Here is a 26,201-nt window from a genome sequence, read left to right as displayed (position 1 = left end):
GTAAATGAAAAGCATGACCCGGCGCGAATGGACATAAAAAAAAGCGGCGTCAGTGACGCCGCTTTCAAATCATGCTGCCTGCCGGATCAGCGTTTCAGGTGTCGCCGGGTGCGGCAAACGAGGTTTCATGGGCGGGAAACACATCGCTGAGCTCCGCCATCTCGATCAGCTCACGCATGCTGTCGGACAGTGTAATGCGATCCACTTCCAGCTTCTTTTGCTGCGTCATGCGCAACCATTCAAGCAGCACCGAGATGGTCGCACTGCTGGTGCGGCTGACACCGCACAGATTGAAGGATACCTGTGACCCTTTATGCTGCTGCAGCCAGTTGATACCAGCCGTGGCCAGATCGGAAGCATTGTCAAAACCCGGCGCCCCCTTTAGATAAAGGACATCCTCCCGGGCCTTGAGTGCAACGCTATCATCACTGTAGAGCGTATCGCTCATCAGCCCTGAGCCTTTTGATTATTGCCATCGCCCTCTTCCAGATCGACGTCAGGTGCCCAGCCATTGATGACCGCATCAAAGTTACGGTTGTTGGAACGCATGGCCTGATCAAACTGGTTGCGGAAGGTCAGCCCCAGATTGATACCGTTGACCACTACATTGATGACCTTCCACTGCCCATCACGCTGACGCAGCGTATAGGAGACCGGATAGCGCTCGCCGCTGGCAGCAATGACTTCCATATCGACACTGGCCTGATCTTCGTAACGTGTGTTCTGACTGTTATCGAGGACACGAACATCCTTGTAGTCAAACGTCACCAGCCCCTGAGCGTAGGTATCGATCAGCGTCTGCTTGAACACGCGCGCAAACTTGCTGCGCTGTTCGGGACTGGCTGCCTGAAAGTACTTGCCCATGACACTGGCCGAGGCATAGCGCCAGTCAACGATGGGGTCGATATTCTGATCGACAACCTTTTTGAGCTCATCAGGATGATTGCGATAACGGTCCTGATTATTTTCAAGTTTTGACATCAGCTGATCAACGCTCTGGCTGACCACCTCATGGGGAGACTGATTGGCCGCCTGAGCAGACATGATGCCCATGCCAAGCATGGCCGCTACCAGTACGCCAACATAACGGGAGACTTTTTTCATTTATTGCACCTCCTGGTGACACAAATTGCGCGAGGGCCGACAGGTGGTATCGACCATCGCCATTCAGATTATTTGGACATGTTTGATACGAACTGCTGGATCAACTCTTCCAGCACCAGGGCCGACTGCGTATCGCGAATGGTGCCGCCATCCTCGATCATTTCAGGCGCGCCACCGGTTGAAAGGCCGATGTATTTCTCGCCCAGAAGCCCTGCCGTCAGAATAGACGCCGTGGAGTCCTGCGACAGTTTTTCACCCACATCACTGTCAATTTTCATGGTCACCCGACCTTCCAGCCACTGCGGGTCCAGCTCGATATCGGTGATACGGCCAACGGTGACACCGGCCATGGTGACCCTTGAGCGCTCCTTCAGTCCGCCAATATTGCTGAAATTGGCATGCACCGTGAAATTCTGTTCAGCCTGCCCGGGAGCAAGACCACTTACCTGTAGACCCAAAAAGACGAGTCCCAGAAAACCGGCCAGTACAAAGGCACCAACACCGGCTTCAAGCCACTTAGAGCGCTTCATCAGAATTCTCCAAACATCAGCGCGGTCAAAATGAAATCCAGCCCCAGTACGGCCAGCGAGCCAAAAACAACGGTCCGGGTCGTGGCGCGCGAAATTCCCTCGGAGGTCGGTATGAGATCGTATCCCTGAAAGACGGCGATCCATGTCACGACGACACCAAACACCACGCTTTTCAACATGCCGTTCATGACATCATCCATGAAGACAACGCTGCCTTGCATGTTGCCCCAGAACGAGCCCTGATCGACGCCAAGCCAGTCCACACCGACAAGGTAGCCACCCGCGATACCGATCACGCTGAAAAACACGGTCAGTATCGGCATGGACAGGAATCCCGCCCACAGCCGCGGCGAGATAACCCGGCGCAACGGGTCAACGCCGATCATCTCCATGCTGGAGAGCTGCTCGGTCGCCTTCATGAGCCCGATTTCGGCCGTCAGGGCAGAACCGGCACGACCGGCGAACAACAGCGCGGTGACAACAGGGGCAAGCTCGCGCAGCAGCGACAGCGCCACCATCTGGCCCAGCGCCTCATCGGCGCCAAATCCGGACAGCACCAGATAACCCTGCAGGGCGATGACCATGCCAATGAAAAGACCTGACACGGCAACAATGGGCAACGACATGACACCCACAAAATACATCTGCCTGAGCCATAGCCTCGCCCCTTCGATCCTGGGCAGATGGAAAAGCGCCTGTGCCAGAAAGATGGCACTGCGCCCCAGTGACTCGAGCGTGTTCAGCGTTTTGCGCCCCAGAGACGTCAACGGTGACATCAAGACACCTCCGATGGCGCAAGAATATCCTCGTAGAAGTTCTTCGAAGGATAATGAAAGGGAACCGGCCCGTCGGGCTGGCCCTGAATGAACTGGCTGACCCGGGGATCCTGTGCTTCGCGCAGTGATGCCGGTGACCCGCTGGCCATCACGCGACCATCGGCAATCACGTAGACATGATCGGCAATCGACAGCGTCTCCTTGATATCGTGGGAGACCACAATGGCTGTCATGTTAAAGGCACTGTTGAGCCGGCGAATCAGCGTCACCAGTACCCCCATGGAAATGGGATCCTGCCCCACAAAGGGCTCATCGTACATGATCAGATCCGGATCCAGCGCAATGGCACGCGCCAGAGCCACCCGCCGGGTCATGCCGCCTGAAAGCTCGGCGGGCATGAGATCACGCGCGCCACGCAGCCCCACGGCCTGCAGCTTGATCAGGACCAGATCACGGATCATGTGCTCGGGCAGGTCGGTATGCACGCGCAGCGGAAAGGCCACGTTTTCGAACACACTCAGATCCGAAAAGAGCGCCCCGCTCTGAAACAGCATGCCCATGCGACGCCGCATTCGAAACAGCGCCTGTCGGGACAATCGATGCACGTTGTCCTTGCCGACATGCACACTGCCCGAATCGGGCGTCAGCTGGCCGGCAATCAGTTTGAGCAGGGTTGTCTTGCCGGTGCCGCTGGGCCCCATGATGGCTGTAATGCGCCCCTTGGGGATCTCCAGATCAACGCCCGAAAAAATGGGTCTGCCAGCTCGCGAGAAATGTAGATTCTCGACGCTGACCAGTGTTGAGTCGGACATACAACTCCTGAGTAAACACAAAAGGATATGGAGTTAGCGAACATCGTATCCGAATTATACCCTCACCCACCAGTACTGGCTGAAGGCAACCATCACAAAGGCATGAAAATGACGCCCCTACAGAGGTTTCAGGGCATCCCTTTTTTCTCGATGACACATGCTCGACCGTACGGTTGCGCTTGTGCCCGGATGCATCCGGCGTCAGAATTCGATGCCATGACGACACCTGATACCCACTACGACTTTTTGGCCAGCGCCCGGCGTACGCTCCTGCTTGAGCAGGAGGCATTGAGGGATCTGCGCGAGCGCCTCGATGAACACTTCACGCGCGCCTGTCGGCATATCCTCCAGTGCAGCGGGCGCGTGGTGGTCATTGGCGTTGGAAAATCAGGCCATGTGGGACGAAAAACGGCCGCCACCCTGGCCAGCACCGGCACGCCCGCCTTTTTTGTCCATGCAGGCGAAGCCAGCCATGGCGATCTGGGCATGCTGGTGCGCAACGACCTTGTCCTGGCGCTTTCCAACTCCGGTGAAACCGCCGAACTGACGGCCCTGTTGCCACTGTTCAAGCGCCGGGGCACCACCGTCATTGCCATGACCGGCAACGCCTCCTCAAGCCTTGCCAGACACGCAGACGTACATCTTGATGCAAGCGTGGCGCAGGAAGCCTGTCCACTGAACCTGGCACCGACATCCTCCACTACTGCTGCGCTGGCACTGGGTGATGCGCTGGCCATCGCCCTGCTTGAAGCGCGACGTTTCAGCCCGGAAGATTTCGCCCTGTCCCACCCGGGCGGCACGCTGGGCAAGCGCCTGCTGCTGCGAGTGGAAGACCTGATGCATACCGGTGACGAACTCCCGATCATCCAGCAGGATGCACTGCTCAGCGAGGCGCTGGTCGAGATGACACGCAAGGGTCATGGCTTCACCTGTATTACGGATGATACCGACCGCCTCGTGGGCATCTATACCGATGGTGACCTGCGACGCACGATCGATCGTCATGGCGACGTTCGAAAACTGGTCATCAGAGACGTCATGACGCCGGGCGGTCGTACCATCGAGGCACAAACACTCGCCGCAGAAGCCGTCAGAGTCATGGAGGAGCATCGCATTACGGCCCTGGTGGTGGTTGATGACAGGTATCGACCGACCGGGCTTCTCAAGATGCATGATCTGCTCAGAAGCGGCATTGTCTAGCGCCACCCTGATCCATGCTCGATCACAGGACGACTGGCTGACGTTAACCGAGTAGCCTTCGCAGTTCCGTTCGCCATTCTGGAGACCTGAAAGCACACGCCATGACACAACCCGATGACACGAATTCTGCACTGACGGCACGCGCCCGTTCCATTCGCCTGCTGGCGCTGGATGTCGACGGGGTACTGACCGATGGCCGGCTTCGATACGCCTCCCAGCCACAGCATGATGGCGACAAGGTATTTCATGTACGTGACGGCCTCGGACTAAAGCTGATCATGCAGGCAGGCATCGATGTTGCCCTGATTACCGGCCGGATATCCCCCGCCGTGGACCGGCGGGCACAGGAGCTGGGCATTCGCCACGTTGTTCAGGGCCGTGATGACAAGCTCGTCGTATTGAAGGCCCTGATGGCAGAACAGGGGTTTGAGGCCGGTAACGTCTGTTATTGCGGCGATGACCTTCCCGATCTGGGCGCTATCATGCATGCAGGCGTAGGCGCGACAGTAGCGGATGCACCGGACTATATTCGCCAGCGGGCTGATATTGTCACCCGGGCGCATGGTGGGCACGGTGCCGTACGCGAACTCTGCGAATGGCTACTGACCGCGCGTGGCGCCTGGCAGGCTATCATTCGTGCTCACGAGCAGCCCTGAGGCTGCATCGCTTACTCGACAGGAAGTGCATATGGCATTTCGAGACAGGCTCCCAACCAGACGAACACGGGCACGTCTGGGCATTCTGGCCCTGGTGCTGGTACTGGGCGGAGTACTCACGCTGATCGATCAGAGAAACACCCTGATGTCGCCCGGCCCTGCCCCGGACAGCGAAGAAGGCGTTCCCGACTACTACCTTGAAGGGGTGTCCTATACCCGCTTCGATGAACAGGGCCGCATGGCACAGACCATGGAGAGCCCACGCGTTTCCCATACGCCTGCCGATGATGTGACGCGTGCCACAACGCCGCATTTCACGCTGCTGGGAGATGACGGCAACCGCTGGACAGCCGATGGCGAGCGCGCCACGCTCGGTCCTGATGGCAATACGTTCGAGCTGGCCGGCAATGCCGTACTGCGCCAGCCGGCGGACGGGTGGCAACTACAAACGGATGTGCTGCATTATGACGTACCAGCGCGGCATGCCTGGAGCGACAGCGAAGCCATCTTTACCCAGAACGAGCAGCGTACCCGCGGTGATCGTTTTGACGGCTGGGTCGATGAGGATCGCATGACGCTTGAGGGCAATGTGCGGGGCTTTCACCCTCCCATTCGCCAGTAACCGCCGCCTTTTTCAAACATGAACGATGACAAGGACATACCATGACGCGCCCTCTGCTGCTGTGTACTTCTGCCCTGCTTCTGGCAATGCTCGGCCAGCAGGCCATGGCTCTGGAAAGCGATCGCCAGAAACCCATCGATATCGGCGCCGACGAACTCAATATCGATAATCGCGCCGGCACAGCCGTCTATACCGGCACCGTTGAAGTCGACCAGGGCACCATGAAGCTGCGCTCCAGCCGGGTCGAGTTAAAGCGTGCTCAAAGCGGCGGCCTCTCCAGCCTGACAGCCAAGGGGGGCAATGGCGGACGCGCCTATATCGAGCAGCAGCCGGCGCCCAATGACCCACTTGCCAAGGGCTGGGGCAACACCATCATCTATCATGCCGGCGCGCGCCGCGTAGAACTGATTGGCAACGCTGAACTGCATCAAAATGGTGACACCTTCACTGGGGGGTACGTGGAGTATTTTCTTGACTCCCGCCAGGTCAACGCACGCGGCAATCAGAGCGCTCAAGGCAGTACCAGCTCTGGCAATGGCGCAGGCGGCCGTGTTCGCATGCAGCTCACTCCCGAAGACCAACAGGGCAACAGTAATCAATGAAAACCCTTCACGCAGCCCATCTGGCCAAAAGCTTCAAGGGGCGCCGTGTCGTGCAGGACATCAGTCTGTCGATCGGCCAGGGGGAAATCGTCGGCCTGCTGGGTCCCAATGGCGCCGGCAAGACCACCTCGTTTTACATGATTGTGGGGCTGATCCAGGCCGATGCCGGCCGCGTGGCCATTGATGATCTCGATTTGAGCCGCAGCCCGATGCACAAGCGCGCCCACGCAGGCATCAGCTATCTGCCCCAGGAAGCCTCCATCTTTCGCAAGCTTTCCGTGGCCGACAACATCATGGCCATCCTTGAGACGCGCAAGGACCTTGACCGCCATCAGCGCCGCGAACGTCTTGATCAGCTGCTTGAAGAGTTCAGCATTACCCATATTCGGGACAACATGGGCATGAGCCTGTCCGGCGGCGAGCGTCGACGTGTCGAGATCGCCCGCGCGCTGGCCATCGAGCCTGCCTTCATCCTGCTCGATGAGCCCTTTGCCGGCGTTGACCCCATTTCGGTTGGCGAGATCAAGGGCATTATCCGTCAGCTGCGTACCCGTGGCATTGGCGTATTGATTACCGATCACAATGTGCGTGAAACACTTGATATCTGCGATAACGCCTATATCGTCGGCAGCGGCCTGATCATTGCCGAAGGTGATGCCAACGCTGTCCTGAGCAACCAGCATGTGCGTGACGTCTACCTGGGTCACGAGTTCCGCCTCTAACCCCGCAGACATCGTCGCCTGATGGCATGATATTTGCAGCCCGGAGCGCCTTCAGCACTTGCAAGGCCGCCACGGACTGGATAGCGTGATATCAAACGTTGGCGACCGGGCGTTATGACCATGATGAAACCCGCCTTACAGCTGCGCGCTGGCACTCAGCTCACCATGACACCGCAACTGCAGCAGGCCATTCACCTGCTGCAGTTGTCGACGCTGGATCTACAGCAGGAAATCCAGATGGCGCTGGAAAGCAATCCACTGCTGGATCTTGAAGAAGAGCAGAGCCTCGAACAGCTGGACACGCCGCTTTCCCAGGACGAATGGTCCGAAGATATTCCCGATGAGCTGCCGCTGGATGCTCGCTGGGAGGATATCTATACCAATGGCAGCGCCCCACTCGGGGCAGCGGATGACAGCTGGAATATCGAGCACAACGCCCAGGCGATTGATCTGATTTCACACGTGCGTGGGCAGATCATGCTGATGGACATGGATGCACGTGGACAGCTGATCACCGATACCCTGCTGGACGCTCTTGAACCCAGCGGCTATCTCGGCATGGATCTGGAAGATCTTGGCAAGGGGCTTCGCCAGCAGGGCCTTGATGATCTCCGACAGGTCGAGATGGAGCAGATGCTGGCGCGGCTTCAGCAGTGTGAACCCACCGGTGTCTTTGCTCGGGATCTGCGGGAATGTCTGCTGCTGCAGCTCGATCATTTCCAAAGCGACACCCCCTGGCTTGCCCAGACCCGGCGCATGGTTCGTCAGTTTCTCGAAGCGCTCGGGCAAAACAATCGGCGTCTTCTCAAGCGTCGCCTGAGCCTGGATGATGAGGCACTCGATGAGGTGATCCGCACTATCCGCTCGCTCAACCCGCGTCCGGGGCAGGACTTTGAAGCCGTGGATCACCATCACGTCATTCCGGATCTGATTCTGCGACACCACGTGCACCATGGCTGGCAGGTCGAGCTCAACCAGGAAGCCCTCCCGCGGCTTCGTATCCAGCCCGATTACGCGGCCCTGGTACGCCGTGCCGATAAAAGCGATGACAACACCTTTCTCAAACAACATCTTCAGGAAGCACGCTGGCTGCTCAAGAGCCTGTCAAGTCGCAACGACACCCTGCTGCGGGTAGGCCGTGAAATCATGACGCGTCAGGCCGGCTTTATCGAACAGGGCGATGAGGCGCTCAAGCCCATGATCCTGGCCGATATTGCCCGGGCCGTGGATATGCATGAATCCACCATCTCGAGGGTCACTACACGAAAGTATATCCATACGCCCCGCGGGGTCATGGAGCTCAAGTATTTCTTCTCAAGCCATGTCGGTCAGGAGGGAGACGCCCACGCCAGCACGGCCATCCGCGCCCGGATACGCAAGTTCATTGGCGATGAGACGCCACGACGCCCGCTTTCCGATGCCCGTCTGGTACAGCTTCTGGCCGACAACGGCATCATGGTCGCCAGACGCACCGTGGCCAAGTATCGCGAAGCCATGGGCATTCCCTCTTCCAGCGAGCGCAAGCGGCTGGCATGACCTTCATCATGAAATAATGACGCCCTGAAACCTTCATGAGACATAACAACATGATTGAGGGTTTGCGCTGGCAGGAAAAGCGTTACAATCTGAGAGTAGCCGGAGAGGCTTGCAGGTCCGGCAGCCCACATGGACTGTCGGTTATCCGTTTCGATTCAGGGAGCATGCCATGCAGGTAAACATTACCGGGCACCACGTCGAACTGACCGATGCACTGCGCGAGCACGTCAACCAGAAGCTTGCCAAGCTGGAACGCCACTATGACAACATCACCAACGTGCAGGTGACGCTGTCAGTCGAGAAGGAGCGCCAGCAGGCTGCAGCCACGCTTCACGCCGCAGGTGCCGAGCTTCATGCTCAGGCCGAGCAGGAAGACCTCTATGTTGCCATCGATGCCTTGACCGAGAAGCTTGATCGTCAGCTGCTCAAACACAAGGAGAAAACACAGGCCCGCTCCCAGGGCAACGGCAAATACCTGTAACCCATGACACTTGACCAGATACTCCCCTCCGACCGAATCCTGTTTGATGTGGAAGGAGGCAGCAAGAAGCGCGTGCTGGAGTTTTTCAGCGGGTTCATCTCACAAAACATTCCCAGTCTTGACAGTCAGGAAGTCTTTTCCCGCCTGATCAGCAGGGAGCGTCTGGGTAGCACCGGTGTGGGGAATGGCGTGGCCATTCCCCATGCACGCAATTCTCACTGTCGCCAGCCATTGGCCGGATTCATGCGGCTTCAACAGGCCGTGGATTTTGATGCCATCGATGGCGAACCCGTCGATCTGCTCTTTGTACTGCTGGTACCTGAAGCGGCCGAGGATACGCATCTTTCCCTGCTGGCACAGATTGCTGAAGTCATGAACGCTGCCGAAACCCGGCAGGCACTGCGCAATGCACAGGATGCGCAAGAGCTTCATGACATTTTGATGCAGGCCATCAGCCAACTTTCCACACGAGTATAAGCAGCATGGCCATGGAACTTGTTATCGTCAGTGGACGCTCCGGTTCCGGTAAATCCATTGCGCTGCAGGCACTGGAAGATCAGGGCTTTTATGCCATCGACAATCTTCCGGCAATGCTCTTGTCTGCATTGATTGATGAACTGGAAGCCGGCAGCCCACATCGCAATCGTGTTGCGGTCAGCATTGATGCCCGCAACCTGCCCAGCGCCCTTGAGCGCTTTCCGGAGCATCTCGAAGCCCTCTCTTCGCGCGGCATCCACTGTCAGGTGGTCTATCTGACCGCGGATTCGCGCGTCCTGCTGGAGCGCTATGCTGCCACACGGCGACGTCATCCGCTCACGCGGGAAACCCAGATGACGCTGGCCGAAGCGATCGAAGCGGAGCATCAGTTTCTCTCCCCCCTTCGCTATACGGCCGATCTGATCATCGATACCTCAGGTCAATCGGTGCATGACCTGAGACGCCGTGTGGCCGAGCAGGTCGCCCGACATGACATCAATGACCTGACGCTGACCTTTGAATCCTTTGGTTTCAAGCGCGGCGTACCGCTGGATGCAGATATGGTGTTCGATGTGCGCTGTCTGCCCAATCCCTACTGGGACCCGCGCTATCGCACCCAGACCGGTCAGGACAGTGACGTCATCGAATTTCTGGAAGCCCATGATGAAGTCAAGGCGATGTTTGGTGACATCTGTCAGTGGCTGGAGCGCTGGTTGCCGTCCTATCTGGCCAGTCATCGCAGCTATCTGACCGTGGCCATTGGCTGCACCGGGGGCCAGCATCGATCGGTCTATCTGGCCGAACAGCTGGGCGAGCATTTTGCAGGCCAGTTTCCCGCCGTGCGCATCCGTCACCGTGAGCTGACCATTCAGCGTGCTGTCAACGAGGCGGGTGATGCTTCAACGTGAACTGACATTGACCAATCGTCGCGGGCTGCATGCACGTGCCGCGACGCGCCTTGTGCAGTGCTGTCAGCCCTTTGCATCACGTGTCACGATCCAGCATGGCGACAGATGCGCCGATGCGGCCAATATCATGTCTCTTTTGATGCTGGCAGCGCCCTGCACCAGCGTTGTACAGGTCCATGTCGAGGGCGAGGATGCCGAAGAGGCGCTTGCTGCCATCGTGGCACTGTTTGACGCCCGCTTTGATGAGGACCAGTAGCGCCTTCAGCATTCACGAACATTGTTCGACACTCTGCTAGAATACGGCGCTTACATGGGCTGACACAGGGGCGCCACGGCAATGAGCAATGATCACAAAAGACGTCAGCCTCGTCTTGAACGGCTCGAAAATGCCCTGGCGCAGCGGGAAATGGACCAGGTGCGCCGCCTCCTTCGCCGTGGTCTGCCGCCGGTCGATATCGCCCAGCTGCTGGAATCCACTCCGCCGCGCGAGCGTGACATTCTCTGGGAGCAGGTCGACAGTCACGCCAAGGGCGAGATCCTTCAGTACCTGAACGATGATATCCAGACCGAATTCCTGACCCGGATGGATACCTCCCAGCTGTTGACGGCCACCCAGCAGCTTGATAACGACGACGCGGCCGATCTGCTGCAGCGCCTCCCCAATACCTCGCTTGAAGAAGTTCTCTCGATGATGGCGCCTGCCCGACGGGCGCGCATCGAGACGGTCCTTTCCTATCCCGAGGATACTGCCGGCGGTCTGATGGATACCAACACCATCACGATTCGCCCCGATGTCACCCTGAATGTGGTGCTGCGCTATCTGCGCCGCCACAAGCGCCTGCCCGAGTCCACGGACAACCTGCTGGTTGTGACGCGGCACAACGAACTGATCGGTGCGCTGCCCATCAACCGCATGCTGGTGAGCGACCCGGGCATCAGCGTGCGCGAAATCATGGATACCGACGTGGTCACCCTCACGGCACTGATGCATGAAGATGAAGTAGCCAGCATCTTCGAGCGCCGCGACCTGATCTCGGCGCCCGTCATCAGCGTCGACAACCGCTTGCTGGGACGCATCACCATCGATGATGTGGTTGACGTCATTCGTGAAAACTCGGCGCGTACCATGATGAGCATGGCCGGCCTTGAGGATGAGGAGGACACCTTCGCGCCGGTACTGCGCACCAGCCGCCGACGCGCTGTCTGGCTGGGCATCAACCTGGTAGCGGCCACGATCGTTTCCATCGCCATCGGCTTTTTTGAAAACACCATTCAGCAGATTGCAGCGCTGGCCGTGCTGATGCCAATTGTCTCCAGCATGGGGGGCATTGCCGGCTCACAGACCCTGACTGTCCTGATTCGCGGCATTGCGCTGGGTCACGTGTCAGGGGCCAACGTGCGCTGGCTGGTGGTGCGCGAAATGCTGTCCGGCTCGCTCAACGGCGTGCTGTGGGCAGCAGTGGTCGCCGTCATGGCGGTGGCACGTTTTCATGACATGAAGCTGGGCGCCATCATTGCCATGGCCATGATCATCAACCTGCTGGTGGCAGCGCTGGCAGGTACTCTGATCCCGGTCATTCTGAAAAGGCTGTCGATCGACCCGGCACTGTCAGGTGGTGTGCTGTTGACCACCATTACCGATGTGGTGGGTTTTGTGGCCTTTCTGGGGCTGGCCACCGCCCTGTATTAAAAACACCGCCAGGGCATCGCGATGCCCTGGCGGTGTTTGATGCCTATCCGGCAATCATCATGTCATCGATCAGCCAGCTGCCGGTATGCACGCTGCTGCGCCGGTCGATGTCGTCTCCCAGCCCCGAGAGATTGTGGAACATGTCTCGCAGATTGCCGGCGATGGTGAACTCTTCCACCGGCGCCACGATCTGTCCCTTCTCGATGAGAAAGCCTGCCGCGCCGCGGGAATAATCCCCGGTGACCGTATTGACGCCCTGCCCCATCAGCTCGGTGACCATGACACCACGTTCGACGCTGCCCAGCAGCTCTCTTTCAGGCGTCAAAGGTGCCTGCAGGCGCACATTGCGTGCCCCGCCAGCGTTTCCCGTGCTCACAAGGCCCAGTCGCCGTGCGCTATAGCTTGAGAGCATCCAGCTTGCCAGCTGTCCGTCCTTGATGAAGTCATTGTCACGTGTATAGACCCCGTCATCGTCATAGGCGCTGCTGGCCATCGCGCCATACTCCCTCGGGCGCTCGCCAAGACTCAGCCAGTCGGGAAACAGTCGCTCTCCCATGGCATCACACAAAAAGGAGGATTCGCGAAAAATGGCGCCGCCGGCAATGGCGTTGAGCAGATGCCCGATCAGCGTGCGGGCCATGTTGGGGGCAAAGATGACCGGCATTCTGCCGGTCTCCATCTGCCGGGCCCCCAGTCGCGCCATGGCCTGCTCGGCGGCCACACGCCCTACCGCCTCGGGCACCCGAAGGCGAGAGGCATCGCAGTCCACGGTGTAGTCGTGATCACGCTGCATCCCCGCGCTGTCCCGGGCAATCATCATGCACGACAGCGCGTGATGGCTGGCGCGCGTCACGCCCATGAAACCGTGGCTGTTGCCGTACACGCTGACGCCTTCACTGGTCGTGAGCGAAGCTCCATCGCTGCTGTCGATCCCCGCCACCGCAAGACCGCCCTGCTCGCAGCGTCTGGCCAGCTCGATCCCCTCATCGGGCTCCAGTGCCCAGGGGTGGTGAACGCCCATATCGGGCAGCTCGCGGGCCAGCAGTGCCGGATCGGCAAGGCCGGCAGCCGGGTCTTCTGCCGTATAGCGGGCAATATCGAGTGCACGCCTGACAGCCTCTACCAGTGAGGCTTCCGAGGCATCGCTGCTGGAAACGCTGGCACGCCGTCTGCCCAGATACAGCGTCACGCCAATGCCCTGGTCACGCGCCATTTCCAGCGTTTCAACGCTGCCCTTGCGGACGTTGATTTCCATGCCCTGCTGAATACTGGCACCGATCTCGCAGGCATCTGCCCCGGCGGCACGGGCGTGCGCCAGTGCCTGCGCCACGGCCGTCTCAAGTGTTGCCTGCTGACCATCAATATCGAGTGTGCTCGTCATGGCGCTCTCCTGTCTGCCCTGGAGGGGGAAGGAGCCTGATATACTCTCCCACCCTATTCATTTGTTCTTCGCTCGCCGGAGCTCTTGCATGTCGCCACGAAAAAAATCGCGCGCTCACTCTCTAGAGGAGACGCCTTCTGACACTGACAACCAGCATGATGAGTTTCATCATGAAAATGGCCGTCCCAACAAGACCCGCCTGAAGCAGGAAGCGCAGGATCTCAAGGAACTGGGCGAGCAGATCATTGCCATGTCGGCCACGGAGCGCGCGCGTCTGCCGCTGTCCGATGACCTGCTGGCTGCCATTGATGAAACCCGTCGTATCACCTCGCGTGAAGCACGCCGCCGCCATATGCAGTATGTCGGCAAGATCATGCGTCGCGAACATCTTGATGAAATTCGAGCCGTATTTGACACCATGGCCCGCGAAAAGCGCCAGCGTGAGCTTGGCTTTCATCACCTTGAACAGTGGCGCGATCGCCTGATCGACGGCGATAACGAGACCATCACTGCCTTCGTCAACGAGTATCCCGAAGTGGACCGGCAGGCGCTGGGCCAGCTGGTTCGCAACGCCCGGACAGAACGCGCCGCCGAAAAACCCCCGGCCAGCGCGCGCAAGCTCTTTCGCCTGATTCGCGATACCGCGGGGCTCTAGGGCTCGTTTCAGCCGGCCGCCTTAACCGGCAGTGCCGCCGATGGTCATGGCATCGAGTCTCAAGGTGGGCTGTCCGACACCGACCGGTACGGATTGCCCATCCTTGCCACATACGCCCACGCCAGTATCCAGCGCCAGGTCATTGCCGATCATCGAGATCCGGCTCATGGACTCAGGGCCATTACCGATCAGCGTAGCGCCGCGCACCGGTGTGGTAATTCTGCCATTTTCGATCAGATAGGCCTCGCTGGCCGAAAAGACAAAGCGACCCGAGGTGATATCCACCTGCCCACCGCCAAAGCTTGCGGCGTAAATGCCATGATCCACCGAGGCAATGATTTCCTCGGGATCATGCGCGCCTGCCAGCATGTAGGTGTTGGTCATGCGAGGCATGGGCAGATGGGCGTAGGACTCGCGCCGGCCATTGCCGGTGGGTGCCATGCCCATCAGCCGCGCATTGAGCCGGTCCTGCATGTAACCGGTCAGAATGCCGTCCTCGATCAGCGGTGTGTACTGACCCGGCGTGCCTTCATCGTCCACGCTCAGCGACCCGCGACCGCCCTCACAGGTAGCGTCATCCACCACGGTCACCCCACGCGCGGCCACCTGCTCACCGATGCGGCCGCTGAACGCCGAACTGCCGCGGCGGTTGAAGTCCCCTTCAAGCCCATGGCCGACAGCCTCATGCAGCAACACGCCCGGCCAGCCGTTGCCCAGCACGACCGGCAACTGCCCGGCCGGGGCATCGATCGCCTCCAGATTGACCAGCGCCTGACGTACGGCTTCCCTGGCATACTGCTCGGCCACATCGTTGCGCACGAACTGCGTTAGTGAAAAACGTCCACCGCCGCCGGCACTGCCGCGCTCACGACGCCCGCCACGTACTGCAATGACCGAGACGTTAAAGCGCACCAGCGGTCGCAGATCCAGTGCCTGGGTGCCGTCGCTGTTTTGCACCATGATGGCCTCATAGGAGGCGCTCAACGAGACGCTGACCCGTGTAATGGCCGGGTCAGCCGCCCGCGCGATCCGGTCGGCGCGCTGGAGCATGGCCACCTTGTCATCGGCACCCAGAGACTCGAGCGGGTTGTCGCTGGCGTAGCGTGCATCTGTTGATACCGGTGCACTGACAGCGACCGGCGGCGTGCGCTGCCCGGCACGCACGATCAGAGAGGCGGTATGCGCGGTACTGCCGATGGCCTCACGACTCAACTGGTTGGAGTAGGCAAAACCGGTCTGCTCCTGATGCTGCGCGCGAATACCCAGGCCGCTGTCGATGCTGTAACCGGCGTCCTTGACCTCTCCGTCCTCCAGCGACCAGGACTCGCGCCAGCTGCGCTGTAAAAAGATATCGGCAAAATCGATGCCCGGCCCCATGGCCTTTTCAAGCCCCTGATGGAGTGCGGCATCATCCAGCCCATGCGCGTCAAGCAACAGGGCACGGGCATGGTCTGATCGAGAGCCCGTAAGGGTCGGCGTTGTCATCAGCGCGTATGCTCCAGTTTGACCTGTGGCGTCTCCCAGGGACCCGCCACGTGATAATGAACCTGCGACACCCGGTCAAACCAGGGCTCGAACAGCTTGTGTAAAAGATAAAGCACACCGCCGACCTGAGGCGCGCCCACCAGCACCGCGGCCAGCGGCAGGTTCTGGGAGACCGGCACGGTCACCCCCAGATGGGCATCCAGCGTACGCTGGGGTATATCGACCTGTCCGGCTACCGAAAAGTGAGTCGCGGAACCATCAAAGAGAACAGGCTCCACCGTACGCACCACGCCCTCATGTAGCGTTGTGCGGGCACTGACCGATTTGAAGGCAATGCCCGAACGGGTCACGTCCGAGAAGTTGAGCTGAAGCCGTCGGACCAGATTGTCCAGATTCAAAAGCGAAACCAGATTGGCCCAGCGCGACTGCACAAAGGTCAATCGACCGCTGCCAAGATCGGCATTGATGCTGCCATTGACCCTTTCGATATCAAACTGCCATGGCGCCCCCGGCCATGCCAGCTGTGTATCGAGGGCGCCGCTATCGGTCCGCAGTACGTTGTCGACGCCAAGGGAAGCCATGGTCTTGCCCAGATCACCGGCGCCGGCCTCAAGACGCAGGCGACTAAGACTCGGAAGACTGCCGGCCCGCTCCCATACCAGCTCTCCATTGGCGACCAGATCGCGCATTCGGATCTGCAGTGGCGAGATATCGATACGCTCATCGTCCGAGTGCCAGCGCCCCGATACGCTCCCAAGCGTGCGTCCGTCGAGTCGCACCTGATCGATGGCAAACTCGCCATCGCCCAGGCTTGCCAGCCCTTCCGGATAGGCCGTCAGCGTTGTCCCGGCTTTTTTCGAACCGTTGGCCGCCTCGCTGCTACGCCTGGCCTCGGTCATCAGCGGCGTAAGATCCAGCCAGTCAACATGCACGTTGACAGGCAGTTCGGGATTATCACGCCAGTCTGCCGTACCGCTTAAAAAGGAGCTGTCGACCATGGCATGCCAGTCATTGCCCCGGACCTCTGCAAGCCCCTGAGCACTGCCCAGACAGGTAACGCCGAACAGGACACAATCAGTGTTGATCGCAACACGCTCAATGGGTGAAATCTTCTGCGATGGCGCATCCGGACGGCGACGCCGGCTGTTGTCATCGGCCGTATCGGAGAGCTGGGAAATGGCCAGCTGCCAGGCTACCAGATCCAGTCGATCCGCCTGCCAGTTGACCTGCCAGTGATCTTCCAGCGGCCACTCGACGTCCTCCGCGGGCATCTCCTCCAGCCAGACCTGTCCCTGATGACTGTTATGACGCCAGCGGGCGCGTACCAGATCACCGGCCCGCAACTCGCCGGCGCCACTGCCCACATCGACATCCAGCGTCAGCGGCAGGCGGCTATTGGGCGATTTCTGAAACGGCTGCGGCAGCTGCAGTGACAACCCTTCAAGTGGCGTCTGCACGTGAATCTGCGCGCCCCCATCGCCCAGCATGATCTGCGCCGTATAGTCGATCGGACCATGAACAATGGGAATAATATTCTCAAGACCCAGCCAGCCGGCCACCCCTTCTGCGTAGCCGCGCCCGGCAATATCGATGCCGCCATCCATCAGATGCAGCCGTGCCTTGACCGGCCCCTCGAAAACGCGCGCATCCAGCCCGCCGGTAATACTGCTTTGCTGATGACGGTAGCCGTAATGCACATCACCTTTGATATCGGTGACGGTCAGGTCCGACTCCCTTGAATACAGCGTGGCGTTATCCAGGCGACCATCACCGGTAATCCTGACAGCCTCCGGATCCGTGGTGGGCAGTGACACATTGACCGAACCGATCAGGCTTCCGCTTGTGCGCCAGCTATTGAGCGTTTCACTGAGCGAGCGATCCTCCAGTGGCGCCTGTTGCAACAGCTCAAGCAGATTACCGGCATCACCGGTCACCAGCGCCGAGAGCGTAAACTGCTGGTCGCGAAGCGCCGCCTTCGCGCCGCGTGACACCATCCCCATCAGATTGGCGTGGGTAATATCGGCATCGAAATTGTTGCCCGACATCCTGAACTGACCATCCAGCTCGGTGACCGGTGGCCAGCCTTCCTGCCAGGTCAGGCTGACATTGCGGGCATCCACTGACAGTTTGACCTTGTCCTCATCGGGTGCCTCGGGTCGGTCATCGTTGAACACCAGCCGCAACGCCACGTTGCCGCTGGGGATGTCAGCGCGATGAATGCGCTTGTCCAGCCAGACACGCACTTCGGGGTCTTCAATGGCATTGACGGGCAGCCACTCCCGCGGCTTGTCGGTTGAAACGCCATCAAAGGCGACATTCATGTCAAAGCGCTCCGGCTTGCCCGGCGGCGCCGTCAGGGCAAAATCACCCCGAGCATGAGCGCCACGCCGCTCAAGCCGGATATCACTGCCGCCAAAGCGGATCTCGCCCTCGTCACTGACATCAAATGTCAGCCGGCCACTGACGTTTTCAAGCTTCCAGGGCGCCAAAAAAACCTTCGGTAGATTCAGCACCGTGTGACGGGCGCCAAACTGCAGCTGCGCATCAAGCCCCTCGGCACTCAGCCAGCCATCGATCGGGCCAAAGCCGGGGATCTGCTGCACCGGCTGCCCCGAGACCTCTCGAAGTGCCGCGTGTGTTTCAACCGGCCCACCAGTACGGCGACGAATGGAGAGCCCGTCAATGCGCCCCTTGAGTGCCATTCCGGCCAGCATCTGACGGCTTTCCCCATCAGGCAGCGGCATGAGATCGGCAATGGCCATGACATCATCAAGCGCGAAAGCCGTGGTGATCACACTGAAGTCGGAGAAGTCATCGGCCGCATCAAGCTCGGCAGCTTCGGGCAGCAGGGTCAGTGCCCGACCATCACGTGCCAGGCCGGCCTGCGCGACACTGCCATGCCAACGCCCATCCGGCTCACGCGCAATGCCGGCTTCAAGTGTCATGTCATTGAGTGTGAAGTCAGCATCATGATGGGTGCCGGACAGTGCGGGCACCTCCAGGGACAACCGCCCGGTCGTAAAGTCCCCCTTGTCCCAGCCAGCCCATAGCGAGGCCTGACCGCTGGCGCTCGAAAAGCCGTAATCAGGCCACAGCCCGTTCCAGAGGCTGGCCAGACGCCGGGTCTGCTCGGCATCTGCCTTGAGCTGTAACTGTCCGTTCAGCGAGGAAATATCATCAAAGCGACCCGCGAGACTAAAGCCTGCCTCATCATTTCCCTCCCAGCGCGCCGACGCTGCCAGCGTTCGTGAGGCGCTGCCGTGTCCAGCAATAACAAATTGATCAATCAAAAGCGATGAGGTACTAAAAGGCCCTTCATCGATAACGTGATCCTCGGAGATACTCTCCGGCAGACGGGCATGAAAGTTGATGCGCCCGTTTTGCAGGTCAGCGGACTGTCGCATCAGCGTCTGGACCCATGCCGTCAGGCGCTCGGGCGTGATTTCGAAGGCCTCGTCGTCGTCATCCTGCGTCTCTGGCCCCCACCCCCATTGACCCGGGGCGGTTTCGTAAAGATCAATTGTGGCATCACGGGCCTGAAATGAGGAAAGCGTCAGCGCCTGCCCGGTCAGCAGATCAGCAAGGTCAAGGTGAGCTTCAAAGGCGCCCAGCGAGACCAGCGAGCGGGTTCCCTCATCGCCATCAAGGGCAAGATTGTGCAGTGCCACCACCAGCTCTCGCCCTTCCAGGTCGATGCGCAGGTCCTGCCAGCGCACGTGGTATCGGGATGGCAGATCCAGCATTTCGAGCACATGCTGCTGCAGGGTCGGCTGGTTAAGCACGCCCAGGCGCAGCGAAGTTGTCACCACTGCCAGCAGCAGCAGGACAATCGCCATCAATGTCAGTAGCCAGCGCATCAGGATTCGCAGCGGGGACATGATCACATCAGTACGATGTCGTACTGCTCCTGACAATAGTGCTGTTCCACCTGGAAGCGGATGGTCTTGCCGATAAAGCTCTCCAGATCAGCCACCGCCGTTGATTCCTCTTCATGCAGTCGGTCCACCACGCTCTGCGCCGCCATGACCAGATAGGTATCAGGGGAATAGGCACGCTCTTCACGCATGATTTCGCGAAAGATTTCATAACAGACGGTTTCCGGTGTCTTGAGAGTGCCGCGCCCCTTGCAGACAGGACACGCCTCGCACAGCACATGTTCCAGGCTCTCACGGGTCCGCTTGCGCGTCATCTGCACCAGGCCCAGCTCGGTCACCCCTGACAGCCGGGTACGGGCATAATCGCGCTCCAGCGCCTTTTCAAGTACCCGCAGCACCTGACGCTGATGCTCGCTATCGAGCATATCGATGAAATCGATAATGATGATGCCGCCCAGGTTACGCAGGCGAAGCTGTCGGGCAATGGCCGTAGCCGCTTCGAGATTGGTCTTGAAAATGGTCTCTTCGAGATTGCGATGACCCACAAAGGCGCCGGTATTGACGTCGATGGTGGTCATGGCCTCGGTCTGATCAATGATCAGATACCCGCCGGACTTGAGATCGGCGCGCCGCTCCAGCGCCCGTTGCAGCTCATCCTCGACCGAGAAAAGATCAAAGATCGGACGCTCCCCCGGGTAGTACTCGATCCGCGATTCCAGCGCCGGCATCAGCTCCCGGGCAAACTCACACAGCCGGTCGTGGTTTTCCCTTGAGTCGATGCGAATGCGCTCGATGCCCTCGCGCATGACATCGCGCAACGTGCGGGTCGGTAGCGCCAGATCCTCATAAAGCACGGCCGGAGCCCGGGTTTCGCGCCGGGAAACCTCGATCTTGCGCCACAGTCTGAGCAGAAACTGCATATCTGCTGCCAGTGAAGGTTCATCGACCCCTTCGGCGGCCGTACGAATGATAAAGCCACCGACCAGTCCGTCGCGGGCACTGGCCTGGGCGTTGACCATGTCGCGAAGACGCTCGCGCTCTGCTTCATCCTCGATACGCTGGGAGACACCGGTATAGGCAGCGCCTGGCATGTAGACCAGATAGCGCGAAGGAATGGAAAGCTGGGTCGTCAACCGGGCGCCCTTGGAGCCCAGCGGGTCCTTGATGACCTGGACCACCAGCGTTTGCCCTTCGTGGACCAGCGAGCGAATCGGCGCCGCCTCCTGCCCGGAATGTCCGGCCGGCATCAATTCCTGGGCATGGATAAAGGCAGTGCGGGCCTGCCCAATATCGACAAAGGCAGCCTGCATGCCCGGCAGCACGCGCACGACCTTGCCCATGTAGATATTGCTGACAATGCCCCGACGCTGGTCACGTTCGATCCAGGCCTCCTGCAGCACGCCGTTTTCGACCACCGCGACGCGGGTTTCCATGGGCGTCATGTTGATCAGGATTTCACCGCTCATGACGCCCTCCCTTCTTCAGTGCATTTCAGGCCAGCCACGGCGTGACTCCCTGGCGGGAAAGCAGCTGCGCCGTTTCACACAGCGGCAGCCCGACAATGGCCGACCAGCTTCCCTCGATGCGCGAGACAAACATGGCCGCACGCCCCTGCAGGGCATAACTGCCGGCCTTGTCGCGGCCTTCACCGCTGGCAACATAGGCGTTGATTTCCGTTTCTTCCATCAAGCGAAAATGAACATCACTGATCACGCAGGCGTCCAGAAGCCCGGACGGACCGCTGATCGCCACGGCACTGATCACCTGATGCGAGCGCCCCGAGAAGTCGCGAAGCCATGCCCGGGCCTGCTCATCACTGTCCGGCTTGCCCAGAATCCGCCCATCCAGTGACAGTGCCGTATCACCGCCCAGCACCGGTAGAGGCGTGGCACTGGCTTCTCGTCCGGCCAGCGCCTTTTCCCGCGCCAGGCGCAGGACATAGTCGCATGCCGGCTCATCGGGACGGGGCGTCTCATCGATATCCACCGGGCAGGCACGTGCCGCCACACCGATGGTAGCCAGCAGCTCAAGGCGCCGGGGAGACGCCGAGGCAAGAATCAGATCAGGCGATGACATGCGCATGGGATATCCGAAAAAAGGGGCTGCAAAAGCGCCCTGATCCACCAGGGGTGACGGGCTCTGACACCAGCCGACGGCGAATCAAAAGGAGGCAAAGCGTCGACGTACGATCTGCATCAGGGTAAACAGCCAGGGCCACAGTATGCCACCCAGAAGTGCGGCATAGACAAACTCGAGATGCAGCGGAGCGCCCAGCAACAGGGTTCGCAGCCATTGTTCGAACAGCTGCATCAGCGCCAGCACGATCGTGACCAGCATGGCCTGACGCCAGAGCGCGTAGATACGCATGCGCTGGTAGAGCAACAGGGTCAGAAAGGCGATGGCGGCATACAACAGTGCATTTTCTCCCAGCGGAGTCCCCTGGAGAAGATCCAGCAGTATGCCGATCAAAAAGCCATGAAAGACCCCCACCCGATACGGCGTAATGATGCACCAGTAGATCAGCACCAGACCTGCCCAGTTGGGCCGCCACAGGAGCCACTCTTCCGGCAGGGGCATGACCTGCAGTATCAGCGCACACAAAAAGGAAAGTGGAATGACCGCGGAATAGCCTCTCATTGACGGTCCTCCTTGCGGCCAGGACGTGCTACCTGCAGCGCGGCATCCACTGCCTCCTGACTCAGGCGGTGACTTCTGGGCTTGAGGCTGTCATGGGTAAAGAGCAGTAGAAAGTTGCGACTGCGATCAAGCTGCGCGATGGGCAGCACTTCCACTGTGGCAAACGGCGTACCCGCATTGCGCACGATACGACTGACCCGGGCGACCGGATAACCTTCGGGGAAACGCCCGGTCAGCCCGGAGGTCACCAGCAGATCGCCTTCACGGATATCGGTATTGTTGGGCACGTTGTCCAGCGTCAGTCGATTGGATTGACCCGCACCGCGGGCAATGAAGCGCAGGCCATTGCGATTGATCTGTACGGGCACTGAATGGCTGGCATCGGTAATCAGCAGCACACGGCTTGAATAACGCGACACCGAAATGACCTGACCGACAAGTCCGGCCGAATCCACCACCGGCTGGCCGCTGTAGACACCGCTTTGCTGGCCGCGATCGATGATCATCTGCTGCAGGAAGGGGTTATTGTCCAGCGTTAGAAGCCCTGCCGTAATCCAGGGAATCTCCTGACGCGGCGCGGCCTTCAAAAGCTCTCGAAGGCGGGTGTTGTCTTCGGCAAGACTGGCCATGCGCTGTACGCGCTGCGATAGCGTCAAAAGCCGCTCGCGAAGCTGGCGATTTTCATTGACCAGCCGCGTCTGATCGCTCAGCGCCAGAGAGGCCAGACTCAGGCCTCGCGCCGGCAGGCTGACAACCCACTGCACCGGCGCCACCACGGTCGATACCTGCGCGCGCACGTCTTCCATCCAGCTCATGCGCTGGTCGGCAAACATCAGAAAAGACGCCAGAATGACGCACAGGATCATTCGGTAACCGGGAATGGGACCGTGCGAAAAAAGCGGTTTGATAGGCCTTCCTCCCGCGAACTGTCTGCAGCCGACGCAAGGCGCCGGCTGCCGCTGACATCAATCGATGGACAGCAGTTCGAAGGTGTGCTGATCGATCATTTCAAGCGCCTTGCCGCCACCGCGCGCCACACAGGTCAGCGGATCTTCGGCAATGATGACAGGCAGGCCGGTCTCTTCGGCGATCAGCTTGTCGATATCGCGCAGAAGACCACCACCGCCGGTAATCACCAGCCCCCGATCGGCGATATCGGAAGCCAGCTCCGGAGGCGACTGCTCCAGCGCACTTCTCACGGCGGCCACGATCGAGGAGAGCGGCTCCTGCAGGGCATCGAGAATCTCGTGGGAGTTCAGGGTGAAACTGCGCGGTACGCCTTCGGCCAGGTTACGACCGCGGACATCGATCTCGCGCAGCTCACCACCGGGCCAGGCACTGCCGATCTCTTCCTTGATGCGCTCGGCCGTGGCTTCGCCGATCAGGCTGCCGTAATGGCGGCGCACATAGGACGTGATGGCCTCGTCAAACCGGTCACCGCCAACGCGCACGGACTCGGAATAGACCACACCGGACAGCGAAATAATCGCAATTTCGGTCGTGCCGCCACCGATGTCGACCACCATCGAGCCGGTCGCCTCCTCCACCGGCAGCCCGGCACCGATGGCAGCCGCCATCGGCTCCTCGATCAGAAAGACTTCGCGAGCACCGGCGCCTTCGGCGGATTCCTTGATGGCACGGCGCTCGACCTGCGTGGACATGCAGGGAACGCAGACCAGCACGCGAGGGCTGGGCGTTAAAAAGGTGCTCTGATGCACCTTTCGAATAAAATATTGCAGCATCTGTTCGGTCACGGTGAAGTCGGCAATGACGCCGTCCTTCATCGGACGAATGGCCGTGATATTGCCGGGGGTACGCCCCAGCATCCGCTTGGCATCGAGGCCGACAGCGGCCACGCTTCTCATGCTGCCGGACTGGCGAATGGCCACGACCGAGGGTTCATCAAGCACGATACCGCGACCACGTACATAAATCAGTGTGTTGGCGGTTCCCAGATCGATCGACAGATCACTGGAAAACAACCCCCGTAAACGTTTAAACATGAAAGTCTTTCACCTGGGCCAGACCGGAACTTGTGCGGATGCAAACGGTATCATCGCCGTCATGATGCGGCAAGCAGCCCGCCTGCCATGCACCCGCCGCTTATGATACCTTCTTCCTACAATGTGGCCTCCCTTCTTTTTGTTGGTTTTATGCAGCCGATCAAAAGTCGAGCGTCCACTCCCCTGCAATCAAACCTTGCATCGTTCAAAGGTAGAACCGCCATGGCTATTGAACACGCCAATGTTCTGCGCGCTGCGCATCTGGCTCGTCTGGGCGTCAGTGATGCCCAGGCCGAACGCTATGTCGATGATCTGTCTCGCATTCTCGAGATGGTGGATCGGCTTTCCGAGATCGACACCCAGGGCGTGGCGCCACTATCCCATCCGCTGGACGCCACCCAGCCCCTGCGCGCCGACGAAGCGATCGAGCCCGACCGTCGCGACACCTTCCAGCAGATTGCGCCTGCCACGGCAGACGGTCTTTACCTGGTGCCGCGCGTGGTCGAGTAATCGACAAAAGAAAGCTCGAGCCGCATGACACGCGACAGATCAGAGACGCTGCCCGGACTCAGGGCAGCCAAGGAGTAACAAGCCCCCATGCATGACAAGACACTTGCCGAACTGGCCCGCGGCCTGGCTGCCGGTGACTTTTCCAGTCGTGAGCTGACGTCCTCGCTGCTTGAGCGCGTCAAGAAACACGATCCGGCCATCAACAGCTTTATCACCGTCACCGATGAGCAGGCCCTCAAGGATGCCGATGCCGCCGATACCCTGCGCCACAAGGGTGAGGCAGGTATCCTCAGCGGCCTGCCGCTGGCCTACAAGGACATTTTCTGCACCGAGGGCGTGCGTACCAGTGCCGGCTCGAAGATGCTGGACAACTTCATCGCCCCCTACAACGCCACCGTGGTGGAAAAACTCCGCCACGCCGGCACGGTCAGCCTTGGCAAGACCAACATGGATGAGTTCGCCATGGGCTCTTCCAACGAAAACAGCTACTACGGCCCGGTTAAAAATCCCTGGAACCCGACACTGGTCCCCGGAGGCTCCTCGGGTGGCAGTGCAGCCGCCGTCGCCGCCGGACTGGTCCCCGCTGCGCTGGGAACCGATACCGGTGGTTCAATCCGCCAGCCGGCTGCCTTTTGCGGCATTACCGGGCTCAAGCCCACCTATGGGCGCGTGTCGCGCTACGGCATGATCGCCTACGCCTCAAGCCTTGATCAGGCAGGCCCCATGGCCCGCACGGCAGAAGACTGCGCGATGCTCATGAACGTCATGGCCGGCCACGACGCGCGTGACTCCACCAGCGTTGCACGCAACGTGCCCGACTACACCCAGGGGCTGGACAAGCCACTCAACGGCCTCAAGATCGGCCTGCCGGTGGAGTATTTCGGTGACGGCCTGTCTCCCGAGGTCGAAACAGCGGTGCGCGAGGCCGTTCGGGTCTATGAATCTCTTGGCGCCCAGGTCATTGATGTCAGCCTGCCGCACACCAGCATGGCGATTCCGGCGTACTACGTCATCGCGCCGGCCGAAGCGTCTTCCAACCTGTCACGCTATGACGGCGTGCGCTTTGGCCATCGCTGTGATGATCCCGCCGATCTGGAGGATCTCTACAAGCGCACCCGCGCCGAAGGCTTTGGCGATGAGGTCAAGCGCCGCATCCTGATCGGTACGCATACCCTTTCCGAAGGCTTTTTTGATGCCTACTACCGCAAGGCGCAGCAGGTCCGCCGCCTGATCCGTCAGGACTTCCTCGATGCCTTCAGCCGCGTGGATGTGCTCATGGGACCAGCCGCGCCGACCACGGCCTTCGAGCTGGGCGCCAAGGCCGACCCGGTGCAGATGTATCTGCAGGATATCTACACCATTGCCATCAACCTGGCCGGTATTCCGGGCATCAGCGTGCCGGCCGGCCTGGTCGACAATCGCCCGGTAGGGCTTCAGATTCTGGGGCCGCATTTCGGTGAGGCTCATCTTCTTAACGTGGCGCATGTCTATCAGCAGGCCACGGACTGGCATCAGCGCCGGCCCGAGATCAAGGAGTAA

General features: G+C 60.0%; 27 protein-coding genes. 14 read left to right on the top strand and 13 right to left on the bottom strand.

What is annotated here, in order from left to right:
• Positions 1-94 precede the first annotated feature (94 nt).
• The 5 genes from IE123_RS14205 to IE123_RS14185 all read right to left on the bottom strand — a co-directional run bounded on the left by IE123_RS14205 (position 95) and on the right by IE123_RS14185 (position 3,222).
• On the bottom strand, positions 95-448 hold the full coding sequence (locus tag IE123_RS14205; RefSeq protein ID WP_189519399.1) for an STAS domain-containing protein: 354 nt from the start codon (positions 446-448) through the stop codon (positions 95-97).
• On the bottom strand, positions 448-1,104 hold the full coding sequence (locus IE123_RS14200; RefSeq protein WP_189519397.1) for an MlaC/ttg2D family ABC transporter substrate-binding protein: 657 nt from the start codon (positions 1,102-1,104) through the stop codon (positions 448-450). The genes IE123_RS14205 and IE123_RS14200 overlap by 1 nt, the downstream gene beginning before the upstream one ends.
• A 68-nt stretch (positions 1,105-1,172) precedes the next feature.
• Positions 1,173-1,634, bottom strand: coding sequence for an outer membrane lipid asymmetry maintenance protein MlaD (gene mlaD / locus IE123_RS14195; protein WP_189519396.1), 462 nt, complete (start codon positions 1,632-1,634; stop codon positions 1,173-1,175).
• Positions 1,634-2,410: a lipid asymmetry maintenance ABC transporter permease subunit MlaE gene (gene mlaE / locus IE123_RS14190; protein WP_189519394.1), complete on the bottom strand. Its 777-nt coding sequence runs from the start codon at positions 2,408-2,410 to the stop codon at positions 1,634-1,636. The genes mlaD and mlaE overlap by 1 nt, the downstream gene beginning before the upstream one ends.
• Positions 2,410-3,222, bottom strand: coding sequence for an ABC transporter ATP-binding protein (locus IE123_RS14185; RefSeq protein WP_189519392.1), 813 nt, complete (start codon positions 3,220-3,222; stop codon positions 2,410-2,412). Before IE123_RS14185 ends, mlaE begins: the two co-directional genes overlap by 1 nt.
• A 216-nt stretch (positions 3,223-3,438) precedes the next feature.
• Between IE123_RS14185 and IE123_RS14180 the strand changes: the two genes are divergently transcribed.
• The 11 genes from IE123_RS14180 to mgtE all read left to right on the top strand — a co-directional run bounded on the left by IE123_RS14180 (position 3,439) and on the right by mgtE (position 12,116).
• A complete protein-coding gene (locus IE123_RS14180; protein ID WP_189519390.1) occupies positions 3,439-4,422 on the top strand; it encodes a KpsF/GutQ family sugar-phosphate isomerase in 984 nt (327 codons plus the stop codon).
• A gap of 101 nt (positions 4,423-4,523) precedes the next feature.
• Positions 4,524-5,078: a KdsC family phosphatase gene (locus IE123_RS14175; protein ID WP_189519388.1), complete on the top strand. Its 555-nt coding sequence runs from the start codon at positions 4,524-4,526 to the stop codon at positions 5,076-5,078.
• Positions 5,079-5,109: 31 nt separating this feature from the next.
• On the top strand, positions 5,110-5,700 hold the full coding sequence (gene lptC, locus IE123_RS14170; RefSeq protein ID WP_189519386.1) for an LPS export ABC transporter periplasmic protein LptC: 591 nt from the start codon (positions 5,110-5,112) through the stop codon (positions 5,698-5,700).
• A 41-nt stretch (positions 5,701-5,741) separates the two neighbouring features.
• Positions 5,742-6,302, top strand: a complete 561-nt coding sequence (lptA, locus tag IE123_RS14165) for a lipopolysaccharide transport periplasmic protein LptA (RefSeq protein WP_189519384.1) — start codon at positions 5,742-5,744, stop codon at positions 6,300-6,302.
• On the top strand, positions 6,299-7,024 hold the full coding sequence (lptB, locus tag IE123_RS14160) for an LPS export ABC transporter ATP-binding protein (protein WP_189519382.1): 726 nt from the start codon (positions 6,299-6,301) through the stop codon (positions 7,022-7,024). Before lptA ends, lptB begins: the two co-directional genes overlap by 4 nt.
• 120 nt (positions 7,025-7,144) lie before the next feature.
• On the top strand, positions 7,145-8,560 hold the full coding sequence (locus tag IE123_RS14155; RefSeq protein WP_189519380.1) for an RNA polymerase factor sigma-54: 1,416 nt from the start codon (positions 7,145-7,147) through the stop codon (positions 8,558-8,560).
• A gap of 169 nt (positions 8,561-8,729) precedes the next feature.
• The gene (hpf, locus tag IE123_RS14150) at positions 8,730-9,041 is read left to right on the top strand and encodes a ribosome hibernation-promoting factor, HPF/YfiA family (RefSeq protein ID WP_115853448.1); all 312 of its coding nucleotides are present in this window, start codon (positions 8,730-8,732) and stop codon (positions 9,039-9,041) included.
• A 3-nt stretch (positions 9,042-9,044) separates the two neighbouring features.
• Positions 9,045-9,518 (top strand): PTS IIA-like nitrogen regulatory protein PtsN, encoded by a 474-nt coding sequence (gene ptsN / locus IE123_RS14145; RefSeq protein WP_189519378.1) that lies wholly within the window; start codon positions 9,045-9,047, stop codon positions 9,516-9,518.
• 11 nt (positions 9,519-9,529) lie between these two features.
• Positions 9,530-10,426, top strand: coding sequence for an RNase adapter RapZ (gene rapZ / locus IE123_RS14140; RefSeq protein WP_189519812.1), 897 nt, complete (start codon positions 9,530-9,532; stop codon positions 10,424-10,426).
• The gene (locus IE123_RS14135) at positions 10,413-10,682 is read left to right on the top strand and encodes an HPr family phosphocarrier protein (protein ID WP_189519376.1); all 270 of its coding nucleotides are present in this window, start codon (positions 10,413-10,415) and stop codon (positions 10,680-10,682) included. The genes rapZ and IE123_RS14135 overlap by 14 nt, the downstream gene beginning before the upstream one ends.
• 81 nt (positions 10,683-10,763) lie before the next feature.
• A complete protein-coding gene (gene mgtE, locus IE123_RS14130; protein ID WP_189519374.1) occupies positions 10,764-12,116 on the top strand; it encodes a magnesium transporter in 1,353 nt (450 codons plus the stop codon).
• A gap of 43 nt (positions 12,117-12,159) precedes the next feature.
• On the opposite strand, the gene pmbA is transcribed toward mgtE, so the two are convergent.
• The gene (gene pmbA, locus IE123_RS14125) at positions 12,160-13,497 is read right to left on the bottom strand and encodes a metalloprotease PmbA (protein WP_189519372.1); all 1,338 of its coding nucleotides are present in this window, start codon (positions 13,495-13,497) and stop codon (positions 12,160-12,162) included.
• A gap of 88 nt (positions 13,498-13,585) precedes the next feature.
• On the opposite strand from pmbA, the gene yjgA reads away from it, so the two are divergent.
• Positions 13,586-14,152, top strand: coding sequence for a ribosome biogenesis factor YjgA (gene yjgA, locus IE123_RS14120; protein ID WP_189519370.1), 567 nt, complete (start codon positions 13,586-13,588; stop codon positions 14,150-14,152).
• A gap of 21 nt (positions 14,153-14,173) precedes the next feature.
• Here yjgA and tldD read toward each other — a convergent pair whose 3' ends face one another.
• The 7 genes from tldD to IE123_RS14085 form a co-directional block, all read right to left on the bottom strand.
• Positions 14,174-15,637, bottom strand: a complete 1,464-nt coding sequence (gene tldD, locus IE123_RS14115) for a metalloprotease TldD (protein ID WP_189519368.1) — start codon at positions 15,635-15,637, stop codon at positions 14,174-14,176.
• Positions 15,637-19,515 carry a YhdP family phospholipid transporter gene (locus IE123_RS14110; RefSeq protein ID WP_189519366.1) on the bottom strand — a complete coding sequence of 1,293 codons (3,879 nt, stop codon included), beginning with the start codon at positions 19,513-19,515 and terminating at the stop codon, positions 15,637-15,639. The genes tldD and IE123_RS14110 overlap by 1 nt, the downstream gene beginning before the upstream one ends.
• A 2-nt stretch (positions 19,516-19,517) precedes the next feature.
• Positions 19,518-20,978: a ribonuclease G gene (gene rng, locus IE123_RS14105; protein ID WP_189519364.1), complete on the bottom strand. Its 1,461-nt coding sequence runs from the start codon at positions 20,976-20,978 to the stop codon at positions 19,518-19,520.
• A gap of 25 nt (positions 20,979-21,003) precedes the next feature.
• Positions 21,004-21,588 (bottom strand): Maf family protein, encoded by a 585-nt coding sequence (locus IE123_RS14100; RefSeq protein WP_189519362.1) that lies wholly within the window; start codon positions 21,586-21,588, stop codon positions 21,004-21,006.
• 84 nt (positions 21,589-21,672) lie between these two features.
• Positions 21,673-22,149, bottom strand: coding sequence for a rod shape-determining protein MreD (mreD, locus tag IE123_RS14095; RefSeq protein ID WP_189519360.1), 477 nt, complete (start codon positions 22,147-22,149; stop codon positions 21,673-21,675).
• Positions 22,146-23,057, bottom strand: a complete 912-nt coding sequence (gene mreC / locus IE123_RS14090; RefSeq protein WP_268246965.1) for a rod shape-determining protein MreC — start codon at positions 23,055-23,057, stop codon at positions 22,146-22,148. The genes mreD and mreC overlap by 4 nt, the downstream gene beginning before the upstream one ends.
• A gap of 57 nt (positions 23,058-23,114) precedes the next feature.
• The gene (locus IE123_RS14085; RefSeq protein ID WP_189519356.1) at positions 23,115-24,152 is read right to left on the bottom strand and encodes a rod shape-determining protein; all 1,038 of its coding nucleotides are present in this window, start codon (positions 24,150-24,152) and stop codon (positions 23,115-23,117) included.
• Positions 24,153-24,374: 222 nt separating this feature from the next.
• Between IE123_RS14085 and gatC the strand changes: the two genes are divergently transcribed.
• Both gatC and gatA read left to right on the top strand, forming a co-directional pair.
• Positions 24,375-24,662 carry an Asp-tRNA(Asn)/Glu-tRNA(Gln) amidotransferase subunit GatC gene (gatC, locus tag IE123_RS14080; RefSeq protein ID WP_189519355.1) on the top strand — a complete coding sequence of 96 codons (288 nt, stop codon included), beginning with the start codon at positions 24,375-24,377 and terminating at the stop codon, positions 24,660-24,662.
• 87 nt (positions 24,663-24,749) lie between these two features.
• Entirely contained in the window at positions 24,750-26,201 is a 1,452-nt protein-coding gene (gene gatA, locus IE123_RS14075; protein ID WP_189519353.1) for an Asp-tRNA(Asn)/Glu-tRNA(Gln) amidotransferase subunit GatA, read from the top strand.

Source organism: Kushneria pakistanensis, assembly GCF_014652795.1.
Classification (GTDB): Bacteria; Pseudomonadota; Gammaproteobacteria; order Pseudomonadales; family Halomonadaceae; genus Kushneria; species Kushneria pakistanensis.
The sequence above is the reverse complement of the archived record's forward strand: the minus strand, read 5'-3'. Positions and strand labels throughout refer to the sequence as shown.